At 66.8% G+C, this 14,468-nt stretch carries 18 protein-coding genes; 5 read left to right on the forward strand and 13 right to left on the reverse strand.

What is annotated here, in order from left to right:
* Positions 1–4 precede the first annotated feature (4 nt).
* Positions 5–718, forward strand: coding sequence for an MBL fold metallo-hydrolase (locus ACRCUN_RS21985; RefSeq protein ID WP_462143746.1), 714 nt, complete (start codon positions 5–7; stop codon positions 716–718).
* A 9-nt stretch (positions 719–727) separates the two neighbouring features.
* Here ACRCUN_RS21985 and ACRCUN_RS21990 read toward each other — a convergent pair whose 3' ends face one another.
* The 7 genes from ACRCUN_RS21990 to ACRCUN_RS22020 are packed head-to-tail and all read right to left on the reverse strand — an operon-like array spanning position 728 to position 5,682.
* On the reverse strand, positions 728–1,051 hold the full coding sequence (locus ACRCUN_RS21990; protein ID WP_462143747.1) for a hypothetical protein: 324 nt from the start codon (positions 1,049–1,051) through the stop codon (positions 728–730).
* A gap of 10 nt (positions 1,052–1,061) precedes the next feature.
* A complete protein-coding gene (locus tag ACRCUN_RS21995; RefSeq protein WP_462143748.1) occupies positions 1,062–2,105 on the reverse strand; it encodes an LLM class flavin-dependent oxidoreductase in 1,044 nt (347 codons plus the stop codon).
* On the reverse strand, positions 2,102–2,299 hold the full coding sequence (locus tag ACRCUN_RS22000) for a tautomerase family protein (RefSeq protein WP_462143749.1): 198 nt from the start codon (positions 2,297–2,299) through the stop codon (positions 2,102–2,104). Before ACRCUN_RS22000 ends, ACRCUN_RS21995 begins: the two co-directional genes overlap by 4 nt.
* Position 2,300: 1 nt before the next feature.
* Positions 2,301–3,788, reverse strand: coding sequence for an aldehyde dehydrogenase (locus tag ACRCUN_RS22005; RefSeq protein WP_462143750.1), 1,488 nt, complete (start codon positions 3,786–3,788; stop codon positions 2,301–2,303).
* A complete protein-coding gene (locus ACRCUN_RS22010) occupies positions 3,781–4,509 on the reverse strand; it encodes an alpha/beta fold hydrolase (RefSeq protein WP_462143751.1) in 729 nt (242 codons plus the stop codon). Before ACRCUN_RS22010 ends, ACRCUN_RS22005 begins: the two co-directional genes overlap by 8 nt.
* Before the next feature lie 4 nt (positions 4,510–4,513).
* The gene (locus ACRCUN_RS22015; RefSeq protein ID WP_067851705.1) at positions 4,514–5,065 is read right to left on the reverse strand and encodes an amino acid synthesis family protein; all 552 of its coding nucleotides are present in this window, start codon (positions 5,063–5,065) and stop codon (positions 4,514–4,516) included.
* On the reverse strand, positions 5,062–5,682 hold the full coding sequence (locus ACRCUN_RS22020) for an amino acid synthesis family protein (RefSeq protein WP_462143752.1): 621 nt from the start codon (positions 5,680–5,682) through the stop codon (positions 5,062–5,064). Before ACRCUN_RS22020 ends, ACRCUN_RS22015 begins: the two co-directional genes overlap by 4 nt.
* 227 nt (positions 5,683–5,909) lie before the next feature.
* Between ACRCUN_RS22020 and ACRCUN_RS22025 the strand changes: the two genes are divergently transcribed.
* Genes ACRCUN_RS22025 through ACRCUN_RS22040 form a run of 4 tightly spaced genes read left to right on the forward strand, consistent with a single transcriptional unit; the run spans position 5,910 to position 9,114 of the window.
* Complete coding sequence (locus ACRCUN_RS22025) at positions 5,910–7,496, forward strand: BCCT family transporter (protein WP_462143753.1); 1,587 nt, start codon at positions 5,910–5,912, stop codon at positions 7,494–7,496.
* 15 nt (positions 7,497–7,511) lie between these two features.
* The gene (locus ACRCUN_RS22030) at positions 7,512–7,940 is read left to right on the forward strand and encodes an ester cyclase (protein WP_067851711.1); all 429 of its coding nucleotides are present in this window, start codon (positions 7,512–7,514) and stop codon (positions 7,938–7,940) included.
* Positions 7,937–8,437 carry a flavin reductase family protein gene (locus tag ACRCUN_RS22035; RefSeq protein WP_462143754.1) on the forward strand — a complete coding sequence of 167 codons (501 nt, stop codon included), beginning with the start codon at positions 7,937–7,939 and terminating at the stop codon, positions 8,435–8,437. The genes ACRCUN_RS22030 and ACRCUN_RS22035 overlap by 4 nt, the downstream gene beginning before the upstream one ends.
* Positions 8,438–8,454: 17 nt before the next feature.
* Positions 8,455–9,114, forward strand: a complete 660-nt coding sequence (locus tag ACRCUN_RS22040) for a GntR family transcriptional regulator (protein ID WP_462143755.1) — start codon at positions 8,455–8,457, stop codon at positions 9,112–9,114.
* Between the two features lie 10 nt (positions 9,115–9,124).
* Here ACRCUN_RS22040 and ACRCUN_RS22045 read toward each other — a convergent pair whose 3' ends face one another.
* The 6 genes from ACRCUN_RS22045 to ACRCUN_RS22070 are packed head-to-tail and all read right to left on the reverse strand — an operon-like array spanning position 9,125 to position 14,347.
* Positions 9,125–9,889 (reverse strand): HpcH/HpaI aldolase family protein, encoded by a 765-nt coding sequence (locus tag ACRCUN_RS22045; RefSeq protein ID WP_462143756.1) that lies wholly within the window; start codon positions 9,887–9,889, stop codon positions 9,125–9,127.
* A gap of 10 nt (positions 9,890–9,899) precedes the next feature.
* Positions 9,900–10,850 carry an aldo/keto reductase gene (locus tag ACRCUN_RS22050; RefSeq protein ID WP_462143757.1) on the reverse strand — a complete coding sequence of 317 codons (951 nt, stop codon included), beginning with the start codon at positions 10,848–10,850 and terminating at the stop codon, positions 9,900–9,902.
* Positions 10,850–11,665, reverse strand: coding sequence for an ATP-binding cassette domain-containing protein (locus ACRCUN_RS22055; RefSeq protein ID WP_462143758.1), 816 nt, complete (start codon positions 11,663–11,665; stop codon positions 10,850–10,852). The genes ACRCUN_RS22050 and ACRCUN_RS22055 overlap by 1 nt, the downstream gene beginning before the upstream one ends.
* Positions 11,662–12,474, reverse strand: a complete 813-nt coding sequence (locus tag ACRCUN_RS22060; protein ID WP_462143759.1) for an ABC transporter ATP-binding protein — start codon at positions 12,472–12,474, stop codon at positions 11,662–11,664. Before ACRCUN_RS22060 ends, ACRCUN_RS22055 begins: the two co-directional genes overlap by 4 nt.
* A gap of 2 nt (positions 12,475–12,476) precedes the next feature.
* A complete protein-coding gene (locus ACRCUN_RS22065) occupies positions 12,477–13,415 on the reverse strand; it encodes an ABC transporter permease (protein ID WP_462143760.1) in 939 nt (312 codons plus the stop codon).
* Positions 13,412–14,347 carry an ABC transporter permease gene (locus tag ACRCUN_RS22070; protein ID WP_462143897.1) on the reverse strand — a complete coding sequence of 312 codons (936 nt, stop codon included), beginning with the start codon at positions 14,345–14,347 and terminating at the stop codon, positions 13,412–13,414. Before ACRCUN_RS22070 ends, ACRCUN_RS22065 begins: the two co-directional genes overlap by 4 nt.
* Between the last annotated feature and the right edge of the window lie 121 nt (positions 14,348–14,468).

A 14,468-nucleotide genomic window follows, 5' to 3' on the forward strand; every position in this document is an offset into this window, starting at 1 on the left:
GAGCATGGCCGACCTCCTCCAGCTGACGCCCTCGCTGTACCGGCTGCGCATCCCTGGCGGCCAGGCACATCTGCTCAACAGCTACCTATGGCTCGAGCCGGACGGTGTCACGCTCATCGACACCGGCTGGCCCGGCAGCGCAGGCTTGATCGCCGAAGCGCTGGCCGCGCTGGGCATGCGCCGCCTGCACGTCAAGCGCATCGTGCTCACGCATTTCCACGAGGACCATTGCGGGTCCGCCGCAGAGATCGCGGACTGGGCTGACATCGAGGTGATCGCGGGGGCCGGCGACGCCTCGTATATTCGCGGCGACGAACCCGGCCCGCTGCCCGTGCTCACCGACCGCGAGCGCACGATCCGCCCGGACCTCGACGCCTCACCGCACGGCCCGGCGTGCCGGGTCGACCGAGAGGTCAGCGATGGTGATGTGCTCGACTTCGCCGGCGGGACACGGGTTATCGGCGTGCCTGGCCACACGCCGGGCAGCATCGCGGTGTACCTGCCCGCCGCCGACGCGGTTCTTACGGGCGATACCGTCGCCGAGTTCAACGGGCAGGTGATCCTCGGCGTCTTCAACACCGACCGTCAGGCCGCCGCCGAGTCACTGGCTCGGATCGCCGCGACCGGCGCGCAGATCGCGGGCTTCGGCCACGGCGAAGCCGTGCTGACCGACGCGGCCGCGCGCATTGCGGCGGCGACGGATCCGTTCGCGGCCTGAGCGTGCTTCTCAGGCGCACAGGCCAGGCGCCAGTTCCTCCAGCATCAGGTCGGTGACGGGGCTGCCCGCCAACGGCTTGAGCACCACGCCGTCGGCGATGCCGAGGCGCTGCACGTCGGCGATGAGGCCGGCCAGCCCCCGCGGAGTTCCGATGTAGCGCAGCGCATGTCCGGACGGCGCACCGTCGAGTGCGGCGAACGCGGCGTGGATATCGCGGTCGATGAGAACCTCGATGTCGAGCAGCACCGGGACGTCTGGCGCGTCGGCCCGTAACTTGTCGGCACGCCGCTGGGCGTCCTGCAGATCGACGGCGTGAATTCTTACCCCATCCATGGCTGGCTCCTCACTGAAACGCCGGGACGACTTCCTTGATGAAAAGCTCAAGGGACTTCCGCTTTTCGTCGTGCGGCAGGCTGTTGTCGCACCAGAAGCTGAACTCGTCGACGCCGAGCTCTTGGTAGAACCGCAGACGTTCGATGACCTCCTCGGGCGTGCCGATCATCGCCGTGCGGTGCAGTGACTCGAGCTCGAACTCGGGGCGCTGCGCGAACTTGGCTTCCGGGCTGGGCTCCAGGAACCCGTTGACCGGGGTGGTCTTGTTGCCGAACCAGGCGTCGAACGTGCGGTAGAACTTCGAGATCGCCTCGGCGGCCGGGCGCCAGCCGTCCGGATCCTCGGCGGCATGAACGTGGGTATGGCGCAACACCATAAGCTGCGGACGGGCCACCTCGGGATGGTTCTCGACCGCGGTGTCGAACTTGCGTTTGAGATCGACGACCTCCTCGTCGCCCTTCATGAGCGGGGTGACCATCACGTTGCACCCCTGAGCCACCGCGAAGTCGTGGGAATCGGGGTCCCGCGCGGCGATCCACATCGGCGGCATCGGCTGCTGCACCGGCTTGGGCACACTCGTCGATGTCGGGAACTGCCAGATGTCGCCGTCGTGCGCGTAATCGCCCTGCCACAACTTGCGCACGGCCGGCACCAGCTCGCGCAGGTACTTGCCGCCGTCAGCTGCCGACAGGCCTGGCATCATGCGGTCGAACTCGATCTGATAGGCACCGCGCGCCAACCCGACCTCCATGCGGCCGTTGCTGATCACGTCGAGCAGCGCACACTCACCGGCGGCCCGGATCGGATTCCAGAACGGCGCGATGATGGTGCCCGCACCGAGACGGATCGTCGTGGTCTGACCGGCCAGATAGGCCAGCAGCGGCATGGGGCTCGGCGAGATCGTGTACTCCATGGCGTGGTGCTCGCCGATCCACACCGTGCTGAACCCACCGGCCTCGGCCATCAGGGAGAGCTCGGTCAGATTCTCGAAGAGCTCGCGGTGGGACACCGACTCGTCCCAGCGCTCCATGTGGACGAACAACGAAAATCTCATGATTGCTCCTTCATCTCGGCGATCGTGAGATCGCCTGTTGCCCAATGGGTGCGGGGCACTTCGCGGACGATGACGCGGATGTGCTCGGGTTGGGCGTCGACGGTCCGCAGCACGGCCTCGTGCACCTCGTGCATCATGGCGCGGATCTGATCGGGCGAACGGCCCTCGGCGATGGTGACTTCGACGTTCGGCATGTCAGCTCCGCATCACGAACGGATCGGGCACCGGGCCCTCGTTGGTGTTGATCCACACGCTCTTGAGGCGGGTGTATTCCTTCATGGTCTCGGTGCCGTGCTCGACGCCGACGCCGCTGCTCTTGAACCCCTGCCGCGGCGACATCGGTGACATCGCCCGGTAGGTGTTGACCCAGATGGTGCCGGCATCGAGGCGCCCGGCCATGCGGTGCGCCCGGGCCAGGTTGGTCGTCCACACGCCCGCGGCCAGGCCGTACTCGGTGTCGTTGGCCAAAGCCACGACCTCGTCCTCGGTGTCGAACGGCATGATCGCCGCGACGGGGCCGAAGATCTCTTCGCGGACCACCCGCATCTGGTTGTTCACATCGACGAGCACCGTTGGCTCATAGAAGAATCCGCCCAAACCGGCGTCGGTCGCGCGGCCACCGGTGAGCACCCGGGCACCTTCGCTGCGGCCCAGCTCGACATAGGAGGCGACCTTGTCGCGCTGGTCCTCGAAGGCCAGTGGGCCGAGTTCGGTGGCATCGTCGAGCGGATTGCCCATACGGATGCTGCGGGCCCGCTCGGTCACGCGTTCCAGCAGTTCGTCGTAGATCGCACGCTGCGCGAACACCCGGCTGCCCGCGATGCAGGTCTGTCCCGCGGCCGCGAAGATTCCCGCGACCACACCCGTCGCGGCGTTGGCGACATTGGCGTCGTCGAACACGATGTTGGGGGACTTGCCGCCCAGCTCCAGCGTCGACCCGATGAACCGGCCCGCCGTCGCCGACGCGATACGCGACCCGGTCGCGGTGCTGCCGGTGAACGAGATCTTCGCCAGCCCAGGGTGATCCACGAGCGGCTGGCCGGCCTCGGCTCCGAATCCGGTGACCACGTTGACCGCACCGGGCGGGAATCCCGCCTCGATCACGAGCTCGGCCAGTTTGAGCACGGTCGCCGACGTGTACTCGGACGGCTTGATCACGACGGTGTTTCCGGCACACAACGCCGGGGCCAGCTTGCTGGTGGTCAGCGTCAGCGGTGAATTCCACGGCGTGATCGCGCCGACCACGCCGAGCGGCTCGCGCACCGTGTAGTTGAGGACCTGCCGGTCCGAGGTGGGGATGACCTCGCCGTGGATCTTGTCGGCCAGACCGGCGTAGTAGTAGTAATACTCGGGCAGCGTCGTGAGCTGGCCGCGCATCTCGCGCAACAACTTTCCGTTGTCGAGCGATTCGGAGCGTGCGAGTTCCTCACCGTGCTCACCGATCAGGTCACCGAGACGGCGCAACAGATGCCCGCGCTTGGTCTGGCTCAGATCGCGCCACCGCGGGTCGTCGAAGGCCTCGGCGGCCGACGCGACGGCCGCATCGATGTCGGCGGCGTTGCCGCGCGCGGCTTGATAGAGCACCTCGCGGGTCGCCGGGTTGGTGCTCTCGAAGTACTCCCCGGACGACGGGGCGACCGGTTCGCCGCCGATGAAGTGTTGCAGTTTGCGGGGGTCAGACATGGACGGACCTTCCGATGAAAGAAGTGAGTGCGTCGGCGAGTTCGCGTGGGCATTGAACCGGGAGCATGTGGCGGGCACCGGCGACGACGACGGCTTCGCACCCGGGTATGGCCGCCGCGAGCCGATAGGTCATCTCCGGGGTGGAGCCGGGATCGTCGGATCCGGTGATCGCGAGCGCGGGCACGCCGATACTGCCCAACTGTGGTGCGATCTCGGCATCCGCGGTGGCGAATACGCGGTAGCAGTTGACGAAGCTCGCCGGATCGTTCGCCAGTAGCGTCGCTTCCGTGCGTGCGACGTGCTCGGGGTCGACGTCAGTGCCGTCATACCAGCGGCGCAGGGACGCTGAGGCGCTCGCGGCGAAATCCTGCTCAGCCGTGCGAAGCCGGCCGAGGACCGCGGCCCGCTCCTGGTCGGTGCGCCGGCACACCGAGCTCACCGACGTCAATGACGCCACCAGATCCGGGCGGTGCACCGCAAGGTGCTGGGCGACGAGGGCGCCGAGGGAGAACCCGACCAGGTGCGACCCGGCCGGGATCTCGTCGGCCACGCCATCGGCCAAGTCCGCCAACGTCACTCCCGCGGGAGCGGCCGGCCGGGCCCCGTGCCCGGGCAGGTCGGGCGTGATGACCTCGAATCCGGGCAACCGTTCGGTAACCGGGCCCCACACGGTGTGGTCCAAGCCCACTCCGTGCAGGAACACAAGCGTCGGCCGGGACATCGGCTTACTTCTCGCTGCTGAGCGGTGCGAGGCGCTGCTGCGGACGGCCCTGCGACGCGGCGGCGAGAGCGATCACGATCTCGTCGGCATGCGGAGCGTCGGCGATGCGCACCTCGACGGTCTGATGGTGTGACCGGATGGTGGCGTCGGTGATGTGCTTGAGCGGGATGTCGAAGATGACACCCGCAGGGCCGCGCTTCTCGACCGCGGGCAGCAGCGTCGTGGCGTTGGCGGCCTTGCGGAAGTGGTCGCCGAACTTCAGCGTGTGGATCAGGCCCGAGCCGTGCTCGATCTCGCCGTTGAGCCCGACGATCGCGGCCTTGCCGTAGGCCTCGGCGGGCTCTTCGAGCGCCTCGAGTACCAGCGGTGCCAGCAGGGCGCCGAGGTCGGACGCGGTGCTGTCGATGCCGGGCGCCAGATCCTCCACGAAACCCTGGCCAGCCCAGGGGTTCTCGATCACAGCGGCGACGATGGCGACGCGTGCCGGCGGATTGACCTCACGACCACCCTCGGTGCGGATCTCCTCGACCACGGTGACGATCTTGCGCAGTTTCATGACAGGACACTCTCCAGACTCTTGACGGTGACGGCGGGGTCGGTGGTGCGGTCCCCGATGCGGGGATGGGGCCGAGGGCCCGTTGATCCGGCGGCGATGATGACGATCTCGTCGGCGCGCGGACCGTCGGGCACCCGGGTGCTCACGGTCTGATAGTGGCTGCGCGTCGCGGCGTGGGTCTTGTGCCAGAGCGGGACCACGAGCGGATCGCCCGCATCGGCGCGGGCGTCGGCGAAGCAGATGATCGATTCGCCGTCGAGGAACTCGCGCATCAAGTTGCCGAAGTACGGCGTGTGGATCAGGGCGCCGCCGTGCTCGATCTCGCCGTCGAGCCCGACGATCGCGGCCTTGCCGAATGCCTCGACAGCGTCGACGCCGCCGAGCGTGTCGATGAGTCGGCGGGTCACCAACTGAGCCAACACCGGCGCGATGCGGGCCACCTCCGGGGACAGGTCACGTGCCGGGCCGGTGCCCACCCACGGGTTGCGCACCACGGCGGCGACGCTGGCTTGCAGGGCCGGACAGGCGGGTCGCACCCCGGCCTCCGTCATCACCGTTTCGCGGTAGACCACGACCTTGCGGAGTCCAAGGCTCGCGCCAGAGATGCGCTCTTGCATGCCACAGACGATAGATTGCGACTGTGATGTAGGTCAAGCGTTCGCGGTGCGCTAGCCGGCCGGACAGTGTCCGGATGGCTTGAGGCGGCGTAAATTCGCAGTAAAAACGCAGTTCCGGTGGGCGCCCGGCAATCGTGCGACGAGCAACCCGTTGACACTGCTTTGTGACTGCGCTTACATTCTGTTGTATGCCAGTACTTGCTCGGCGACGTTCCCGGGAGCTCCCCATGACAAGTGACCTCAGTGCAACGCCCGTTGCGCCCGCAGCCGCGGATAAACCGCCCCGACCATCTGGGCGTCTCGGTTCGGTCTTCTGGTCGTCGGTGGCGATCTCTACCGTGTTCGTCGCATGGGCCGTCCTGTTCACCGAGAACCTCAACAAGGTGACGGCCGCGTCGCTCAACTGGGTGACGGGCAGCTTCGGCTGGCTCTACCTGGTCGTGACGCTGGCCATCCTGGTGTTCCTGGTCTTCCTCGCGTTCAGCCCGTACGGCGATACGCGCCTCGGCAAGGACACCGACCGACCGGAATTCAGGACGATCACCTGGCTCGCGATGATCTTGAGTGCGGTGATGGGCATCGGCCTGGTGTCCTACGGTGTCGCCGAACCGATCTCACATCTGACCACGCCACCGCACGGGCTCGCCGAGCCCGGCACGCCGCAGGCCGCGGTGCGGGCACTGCAGTACTCCTACTTCGACTGGGGCCTGCACGCCTGGGCGATCTTCGCGGTCTTCGGCCTCGCCATCGCCTATTCGACGTATCGCATGGGGCGTCGCACGCTGGTCAGCCAGCTGTTCACCCCGTTGCTCGGCGATCGGGTCAACGGGCCGATCGGTACGTTGATCGACGTCCTCGCGGTGTTCGCGACGCTGTTCGGCACCACGACTTCCCTTGGGCTGGGCGCACTTCAGGTCAACAACGGCCTCTTCTCGCTGTTCGGTATCCCGGTCAGCAATGCCACCCAGGTCGTCATCATCGCCGCGGTGACCGCGATATTCACGCTGTCGGCGGTGACGGGGGTGAGCAAGGGCATCAAGTTCCTCAGCCAGGGCAGCACGGTCATGGCAGTGGCGCTGTTCGTCTTCATGCTCGTCGTCGGGCCCAGCGTGTTCATCGCCAACCTCTACATCGAGTCGCTCGGCACATGGGCAACCGACTTCTTCCGGATGAGCTTGCAGGGCACGGCCTTCGGCGACCTCGAATGGATGCAGTGGTGGACCTACTTCATGCTCGCGTGGTGGGTGTCATGGGGCGCCTTCGTCGGGGTGTTCCTGGCCCGAATCTCGAAGGGTCGCACCATTCGGGGGTTCATCGTCGGCGTTCTGGTGGTGCCGAGCGTGGTCTTCTTCACCTGGTTCACGGTGTTCGGCGGGACCGCCATCCACGTCGACATGTTCGAGGGCGGGGATATCGGCGAGCAGACCGCGGCCGATATCAACAGTGCGTTCTTCGCGACGCTGGCACATTTCCCGCTCGCATCGGTGACCTCGGTCGTCGCCATCCTGCTTGTGCTCATCTTCTTCATCTCCGGTGCGGACGCGAACACCTTCGTCCTGGGCATGATGACGAGCGACGGAACCCTGACACCGCGGCGCAGTGTGCTCGTTTTGTGGGGTGTGCTCACCGGCATCACGGCGGTGGTGCTCATGTTCGCGGGCGGTCTGAACGCACTGCAGAACACCGTGATCGTCGCGTCGCTGCCGTTCCTCATCATCATCGCCTGTCTGGCCGTCTCGTTCTGGAAGGACTTGATCGCCGACAACCGCCACACGACGCCGCAGACTCCGCTCGTCGAACTCATCGACGATTAGCCGAAAGGAAAAGCCATGACCGACAACGATTCCCGCCGCGCCCGCATCACGTCCGCGTGGGAGGCGGCGTGGGACCGGGGCGACGTGGACGCATTCGACGACCTGCTCGCCGGGGGGTACCGGCGAATCAGCGGTACCGGAACCAGCCATGGGCGTGACGAGTTCAAGGCTTCGATCACCGCAACCCGCTCGGCGTTCCCCGATCTGCTGACGGTCGTCGACGAGGTGGTGGTGGAAGGCGACCGAGCCGCCATCCGGTGGCACAGCACGGGCAGTCACGAACACTCGTTCCTCGGCGTGCCCGCCACCAAACGCCAGGTCGAGGTCAGCGGTGCAACATTCGCGCGCTTCGAAAACGACCGAATCGTCGAAGAGCACGTGACCTGGGATCCCCGTGCGCTGCTGACCGCGCTGGGCATCATCGCGGTGGGGCAGGACCGGTGAGCGCACCCGTAGTGCCCGACCTGGACCTGATGAAGCGGGTCAATCGGCAGTTCGTCACCGGGGTCACCGTCGTAACGGCGTTGGACGGGGACAAGCCTCGCGGCCTCGCCGTGAACGCGTTCGCCAGCATCTCGCTGGAGCCGCCCACGGTCATGGTCGCGGTCCAACACACCTCGTCGACCCACGACTGTCTTTTCCGCGCCGGCCATCTCGCGATCAACATTCTGTCGACCGACCAACTCGCCGTGGTGAATCGCTTCGCGGTGAAGTCCGACGACAAGTTCTCCGGCCTCGATTGGAGCCCTGGGCCGTTCGGCAGCCCGCTGATCGACCGCAGCGCCGCGACCATGGAGGTCGAGATTCGCGAACGGCTGCAGGCGAGCACCCACACTGTCTTCATGTGCCGGGTGGTCCACGCTTCGGTCGGCGATCGTCACCCGATGGTCTACAGCGCCGGTAGGTTCTTCGATGGCGGCAGCTTGCCCGCATTGGGATAGCGACGTAGGGAGTGGCGGTGAGCAGCAGTAATGGGTCGATTCAAGGTCGGCTGATCGAGGAGATCCGCCGCCGGATCATTGCCGGGGAGATCTCGCCGGGCGTGAACATCTCCGAGCTTGCGATCGCCGAAGAGTTCGGGGTATCCCGCACCCCGGTCCGCGAGACCTTCAAGCAGCTGCAGACCGAAGGCCTCATCGAGATCCGGCCACGCGTCGGCACATTCGTCACCACGCCGTCGCGACGCGAGATCACCGAGTTGTTCCAGATGAAGGAGCTGCTCGAGGGCGCAGCGGCCCGGCTGCTGGCGCAGCGCGGCCGGGTACCCGAGATCGACAAGCTCGAGGAAAACCTCCGCCAGGCCGACCATGCCGTCGCCAATGACGACCGGGCTCGCTATGCCGAACTCGTCGAGGAATTCCACGACCTGCTGATCGTCGGCGCCGACAACAACAAGCTCGAGGCGCACTACCGCATGCTCATGAACCAGCTCGCCTACGCACGGCTGGTCCACACGTCGCTCAGCCAGCCCGGCCGTCCGCTGCAGTCGGACCGGGAGCACCACGTCGTGTTGGACCTCATCATCGCCAAGGACGGTGACAGTGCCGAACGGGTGATGCGCGAACACGTGCGGGCCAGCAGGCAGGCATTGCTCGCGGGCTTGGGCGACAGTGTGTGAGCGTCAAGGGCTATTCGCCCTTGGCGGCCTTCAGATGCGCGGCCGACGCCTGCTTGAGATGGACCAGGTCGGACGCGACGGTCGCGAAGGTGTAGCCCTCGGCCAGCCGCTTGGCAGCTGACGCCCCGTCGGCATTGTGGATTCCCGCGGCGATCCCGGCGTTCTCCGCGGCAACGCGGATCCGTTTGATGGCTGCCTCGAACTCGTCGGCGACCGTAGGATCCTGCGAGGTCGCCCCTCCGATCGCCAGCCGCAGATCCGACGGGCCGACATAGACGCCGTCGAGCCCGGGCACGCGGCAGATCTCCTCGACATTGGCCAGACCGCCCGGTGTTTCGATCATCGCCAGCACCACGGTGTCACGGTTGGCGTCGGCGGGTACCGGCCCGATCCGCAGTTGTGAACGCATCGGCCCGTAGGAGCGGATGCCGGCCGGTGGATATGTCGCGGCCGCCACCGCGCGCGCCGCCGCCTCGGCATCGTCGACCATCGGGACGATGACGCCTGCCGCCCCGGCGTCGAGTGCGCGGCCGATCGCGGTGGCGTCGTTGGCTTCCACGCGAACCATGCCCACTGCCGAGCCGGACGCGTCGATCGCCGTCAGCCCGGCGACCATGCCCGAGTAGCCGATCAGGCCGTGCTGCAGATCGAGCGCGATGTAGTCCCAGCCCACGTGAGCGAGCCATTCGGTGGACACCGGGCTGTCGATCACCGACCAGTACCCGAGCAGCCGTTGCCGGTCCCGGAGCCGGGCCGCGAATTCCTGTGCACGCATCGATCGATACCTATCGGTTGTAGTTGGGCATCGGGCCGCGCAGTGCGGAACCCACATCATCGCAAGCCGCGACGACGTCGTCGGCCAACGGACCCTTCGTCACCGCGGCGATATTCGATTGCAGGTGGCTGACTTTCGAGCCGCCTAGCAGTATCGGTCCGGTCGCCGGTTTGGACACCAGCCAGCGCAGGGCGAGCTCGGTGAGTGGTAGCCCGGCCTTGTCGGCGACCACGGCGAGTGCCTCGATCGCTTCGAAGATCGCCGCGTTCCAGTAACGCTGCTTGTACATCTGGGCCAGACGCGAATCGCCGAACCGGCCCTCGGCGGGATCGGTGTCGAACGAATGCCTGCCGGTCAGCAGACCGCCGCCGAGCGGGTTGTAGACGACTGTGGTCAGGCCGGTCACGGCGGCGAACTCGACGTACTCGTCCTCGATACGCCGGGCCAGCAGGTTGTAGAGCTGCTGTGCGGCAACCGGTCGTGGCGCACCAACGGCGTCGGCGACGTGGTTGAGCTCGGCAATCTGCCATGCCGCGTAGTTCGACACGCCCAGTGCGCCGATCTTGCCTTCGCGCACGAGTTCGGCGATGGTGCCGAGGGTTTCGGTGAGCGGGGTCGCGCGGTCGGGCTGGTGCAGGTAGAACAGGTCGACGTGATCTGTCTGCAGTCGCGCCAGGCTGCCGTCGATGGCGGCGCGCAGCCCGGCCGCCGAAAGTGGTGCATGGTCGCCGGCGTCCGGGTGAGGGATGCCGGCCTTGGTGGCCAGCGTGACCTTGTCCCGACGGCCGCGCAGTAGTTCGGCCAGCATGCGCTCGGACTCACCGCCGGCGTAACCGTTGGCGGTGTCGATGTGGGTGATGCCGGCATCGAGCGCGGCGTCGAGCATCGGCGCGGCACCGTCGGCACCGACGGTATCGCCGAATGTCATGGTGCCGAGAACGAGTGGGCCGAGGTCGAGCATCAAGCAACTCCTTTGAGCAGGTGCCGGGGTTTGACGCCGGTCATGGTGGTCGGATCGAGCGCGGCCGCCCGCAGCGCCTGAGTGTAGGGTTCGGCCGGATGCGCCAGAACGTCTGCGGTCACGCCGGTTTCGACGATGGTCCCGGCTGACATCACGATGATGGTGTCGCTGATCTCGCGGACGACGCCGAGATTGTGCGAGATGAACAGGTAGGTCAAACCGGTGTCGCGCTTGATCTCGCGCAGCAGCTCTAGCACCTGCGCCTGCACCGACACGTCGAGCGCGCTGGTGGCCTCGTCGCACACCAGCAGCTCAGGTTCGCTCGCGAGCGCGCGGGCGATGCCGATGCGTTGCCGTTGACCGCCGGAGAACTCGGCGGGCTTGCGCTGTAGTGCGGTCGAGGGCAGGCCGACCCGGTCGATCAGCTCGGCAGCCCGCTTTTCACGATCGGCCCGGCTACGAACACCCCTGAGCCGCAAGGGCTCGGACACGATGTCGACGGCGCTCAGGTGCGGATCCAGCGATCCGTACGGGTCCTGGAACACCATCTGGATACGCGCCCGGTACGGCCGCAGCGCGCGTTCGGAGAGCTGTGCGATGTCGACCCCGTCCACGCGGATATGGCCCGAGGTCGGAGTCACCAGCCGGACGATCGCCTTGGCGATCGTCGACTTGCCGCACCCGGATTCGCCGACGACGGCGAGCGTGGAGCCCTTCGGCACGTCGAAACTCACCTTGTCGACCGCGCGGAAAACACCTCCGGCCACGGGGTATTCGACGACGAGGTTCTCGACCGAAAGCAGCGGTGTTGTCATGCCGGAACTCCCTGTCGAACGTGGTCACCGAGCCGGGGGACGGCGGCGAGCAGCTTACGGGTGTAATCGCTGCGCGGGTGACAGATGAGGTCCTCGGCGCCACCGGTCTCGACGAACCGGCCGTCTTTCATCACCAGGATGCGATCGGACATCAGCCGGGCCACGCCGAGATCGTGGGTGATGAGCAGGATGCCGACACCGGTGGTCTCCTGCACTTCGAGCAACAGATCGAGGATGCTGGCCTGCACGGTGACGTCCAGCGCGCTGGTCGGCTCGTCGGCGACGATGAGTTCGGGGCCTGCGGCCAGTGCGGTGGCGATCAGCACGCGTTGCAGCATGCCACCGGACAGCTGATGCGGGTACTTGCCCAGCTGGGTTTCCGGCCGGGGTATCCGAACCTGCTCCAGAAGCTCGACGGCCCTTGCGGTTTCGCGGGATTTGCCGCTGACCCCGCTGTGGCGGATCGCGTCGCGCAACTGCGACCCGATGCTGTGCACCGGGCTCAACGCGGTCATCGGATCCTGGGGTACGAGTGCGATGTGGCGGCCCCGGACCTTCTCGAGCGCCTTCGTGTCACCGAGAATGTCGGCGCCCTGGAACGAGACTCGTCCCGACAGCACGGCGAGATCAGCGGGCAGTAAGCCGAGTATGCCCATCGCCGTGGTGGATTTTCCGGAGCCGGATTCACCGATGATCGTGACGGTTTCGCCGGCGTCCATGGCGAACGACACCCCGTCGACAGCGCGGATCACCCCACCTGCGGTGATCAACTCAACCTGCAATTCGTCGACCGTCAGTAGGTTTCCCATGCTCAACCTGCTTTCTTGGAGAGCGGAAGTCGTTTGAACAGACCGAATTTGAATCCACCCTGGCGGTCGCGCAAACCGTCGCCGAGCAGATTCACCCCGATCACCAACAGCGCGATGACAAGCCCGGGCAGGGTGACCAACCACCATGAGGTGGTGACGTAATCCTGGCCGTCGGAGATGATCCGGCCCCAGGTCGCGAAGGGTCGCTGCGGCCCGGCGCCCAGGTAGCTCAGCGCGCTTTCCAGCAGCACGGCCTGCGCCAGGAGGAGCAGCACCACGAGCGATACCTGCTTGACGACGTTGGGGATCACGTGCCGCAGCAGGATCGCGAATCCGCCGAGGCCCAGTACGCGAGCCGCTGCGACGTAAGGCTTTTCGCGTTCGACGAGGCACAGCGACCGGGTCAGGCGCGCGATCTCCGGCCATTGGGCGATCGCGATGACGAACGTGATGACCGGTATGGACGGGCCGAACAACGCGACCACGAGCAGCAGCATCATCAGCAGCGGCAGTGACAGCTGCGCCTCCAGCAGGCGGCTCACCGCGGCGTCGACCCAACCGCCCCAGTAACCGGCCGCCGCGCCGAGAGCCAGACCGATCAGGCCAGAGACCACCACGGCGAGAATGCCGACGGCCAGCGACACCTGGCCGCCGTAGAGCACGCGGGCCAGCAGATCGCGGCCGAGTTGGTCGGTGCCGAACAGATGCCCGTCGGTGAGCGGCGGCAGCCGTCGTTCCCCGAGATGGGTGGCGTCGGGGGAGGGGAGCGGCAGCACCCGGGCGAACGCCACCGGCAGGATGACCAGCAGGGTGCAAAGGCTTCCGACCCAGATCTTGACCCGGCTGTCGCGTTCCCGGCGCGTTGCGCCGGCGCGGGCGATGTCGCGCGGCGTGACGGCCGACGGCCGCGGTTCGGCGGGCGGTGCGATGACGGTGGTCACTTGGCAGTTCCTTTCCCGAGCCGAACCCGCGGATCGAGCAGCGGATAGCAGAGGTCGACCATGAGCTGGACGAGGACCGCGAGGACCGCGGTGACCAGCACTGTCGCCTGGATCAGCGGATAGTCGCGGGTCTCCAGCGCACGCACCACCAGCGAGCCGACACCGGGCCAGGCGAACACGACCTCGACGACGACCACGCCGTTGAGGAGTGAGGCGAAGCGCGTGCCCAGCGCGGTCAGCACCGGAATGGCGGAGTTGCGCATCGAGTACCGCCAGATCAATTCACGTTCGGAGACACCGCGCGCACGGGCGACCGTCACGTAGGGCGACGTGAACGCACCGAGCATCTCGCGGCGCACGAGCCGGGAGATCAAGGCGATCTGCAATATCGCGATCGTCACGGTCGGCAGGACCAGGCTCGACCAGGTCGCGAACCCTGCGGTCGGGAAGATCGGGATCACTACCGCGAACACTGTGATGAGCATGAGCCCGGTCCAGAAGTCGGGCATCGATTGGCCGGCGATCGTGATCGCGTTGGCGCCGAGTTCGCGTCGGGTCTCGGCGTTGCGCGCCATCCACACCCCGAGCGGCACCGACACCACGGTGGTCAGCAGGATCGAGGCGATCGCGAGCGTCATGGTGTACGGCAGCCGGTCCAGCACCACGTCGAAGGCGGGCGCCTGGAACGAGTACGACGTGCCTAGGTCGAGATGCAGCAGGCCCTGCAGGTAGCGCAGGTACTGGATGAAGACCGACTGGTCCAGGCCCATGGTGCTGCGGATGCGTTCGATGTCCTCGCTGGTCGCCAACGGTCCGGCCATGGCGTATGCCGGGTCTCCCGGCGCCAACCGGATGAGGACGAACACTGTCGTGAGGGTGAGGAAGACCGCGAGTGCGCTCTGACCGAGGCGTTTTGCGATGTAGCGCGGCAGTGCGGCCGACGCCAACCGGCCCGTGACGGTATGTGCGGGCGCTGCGATGAGCTGTTGGGTCATCGCACGCCCGGATGCAGTGGCGAAAAGTTCATCGTCGACCTTTCTGTTACACAGCTCA

Source organism: Mycobacterium venezuelense (genome assembly GCF_054919535.1).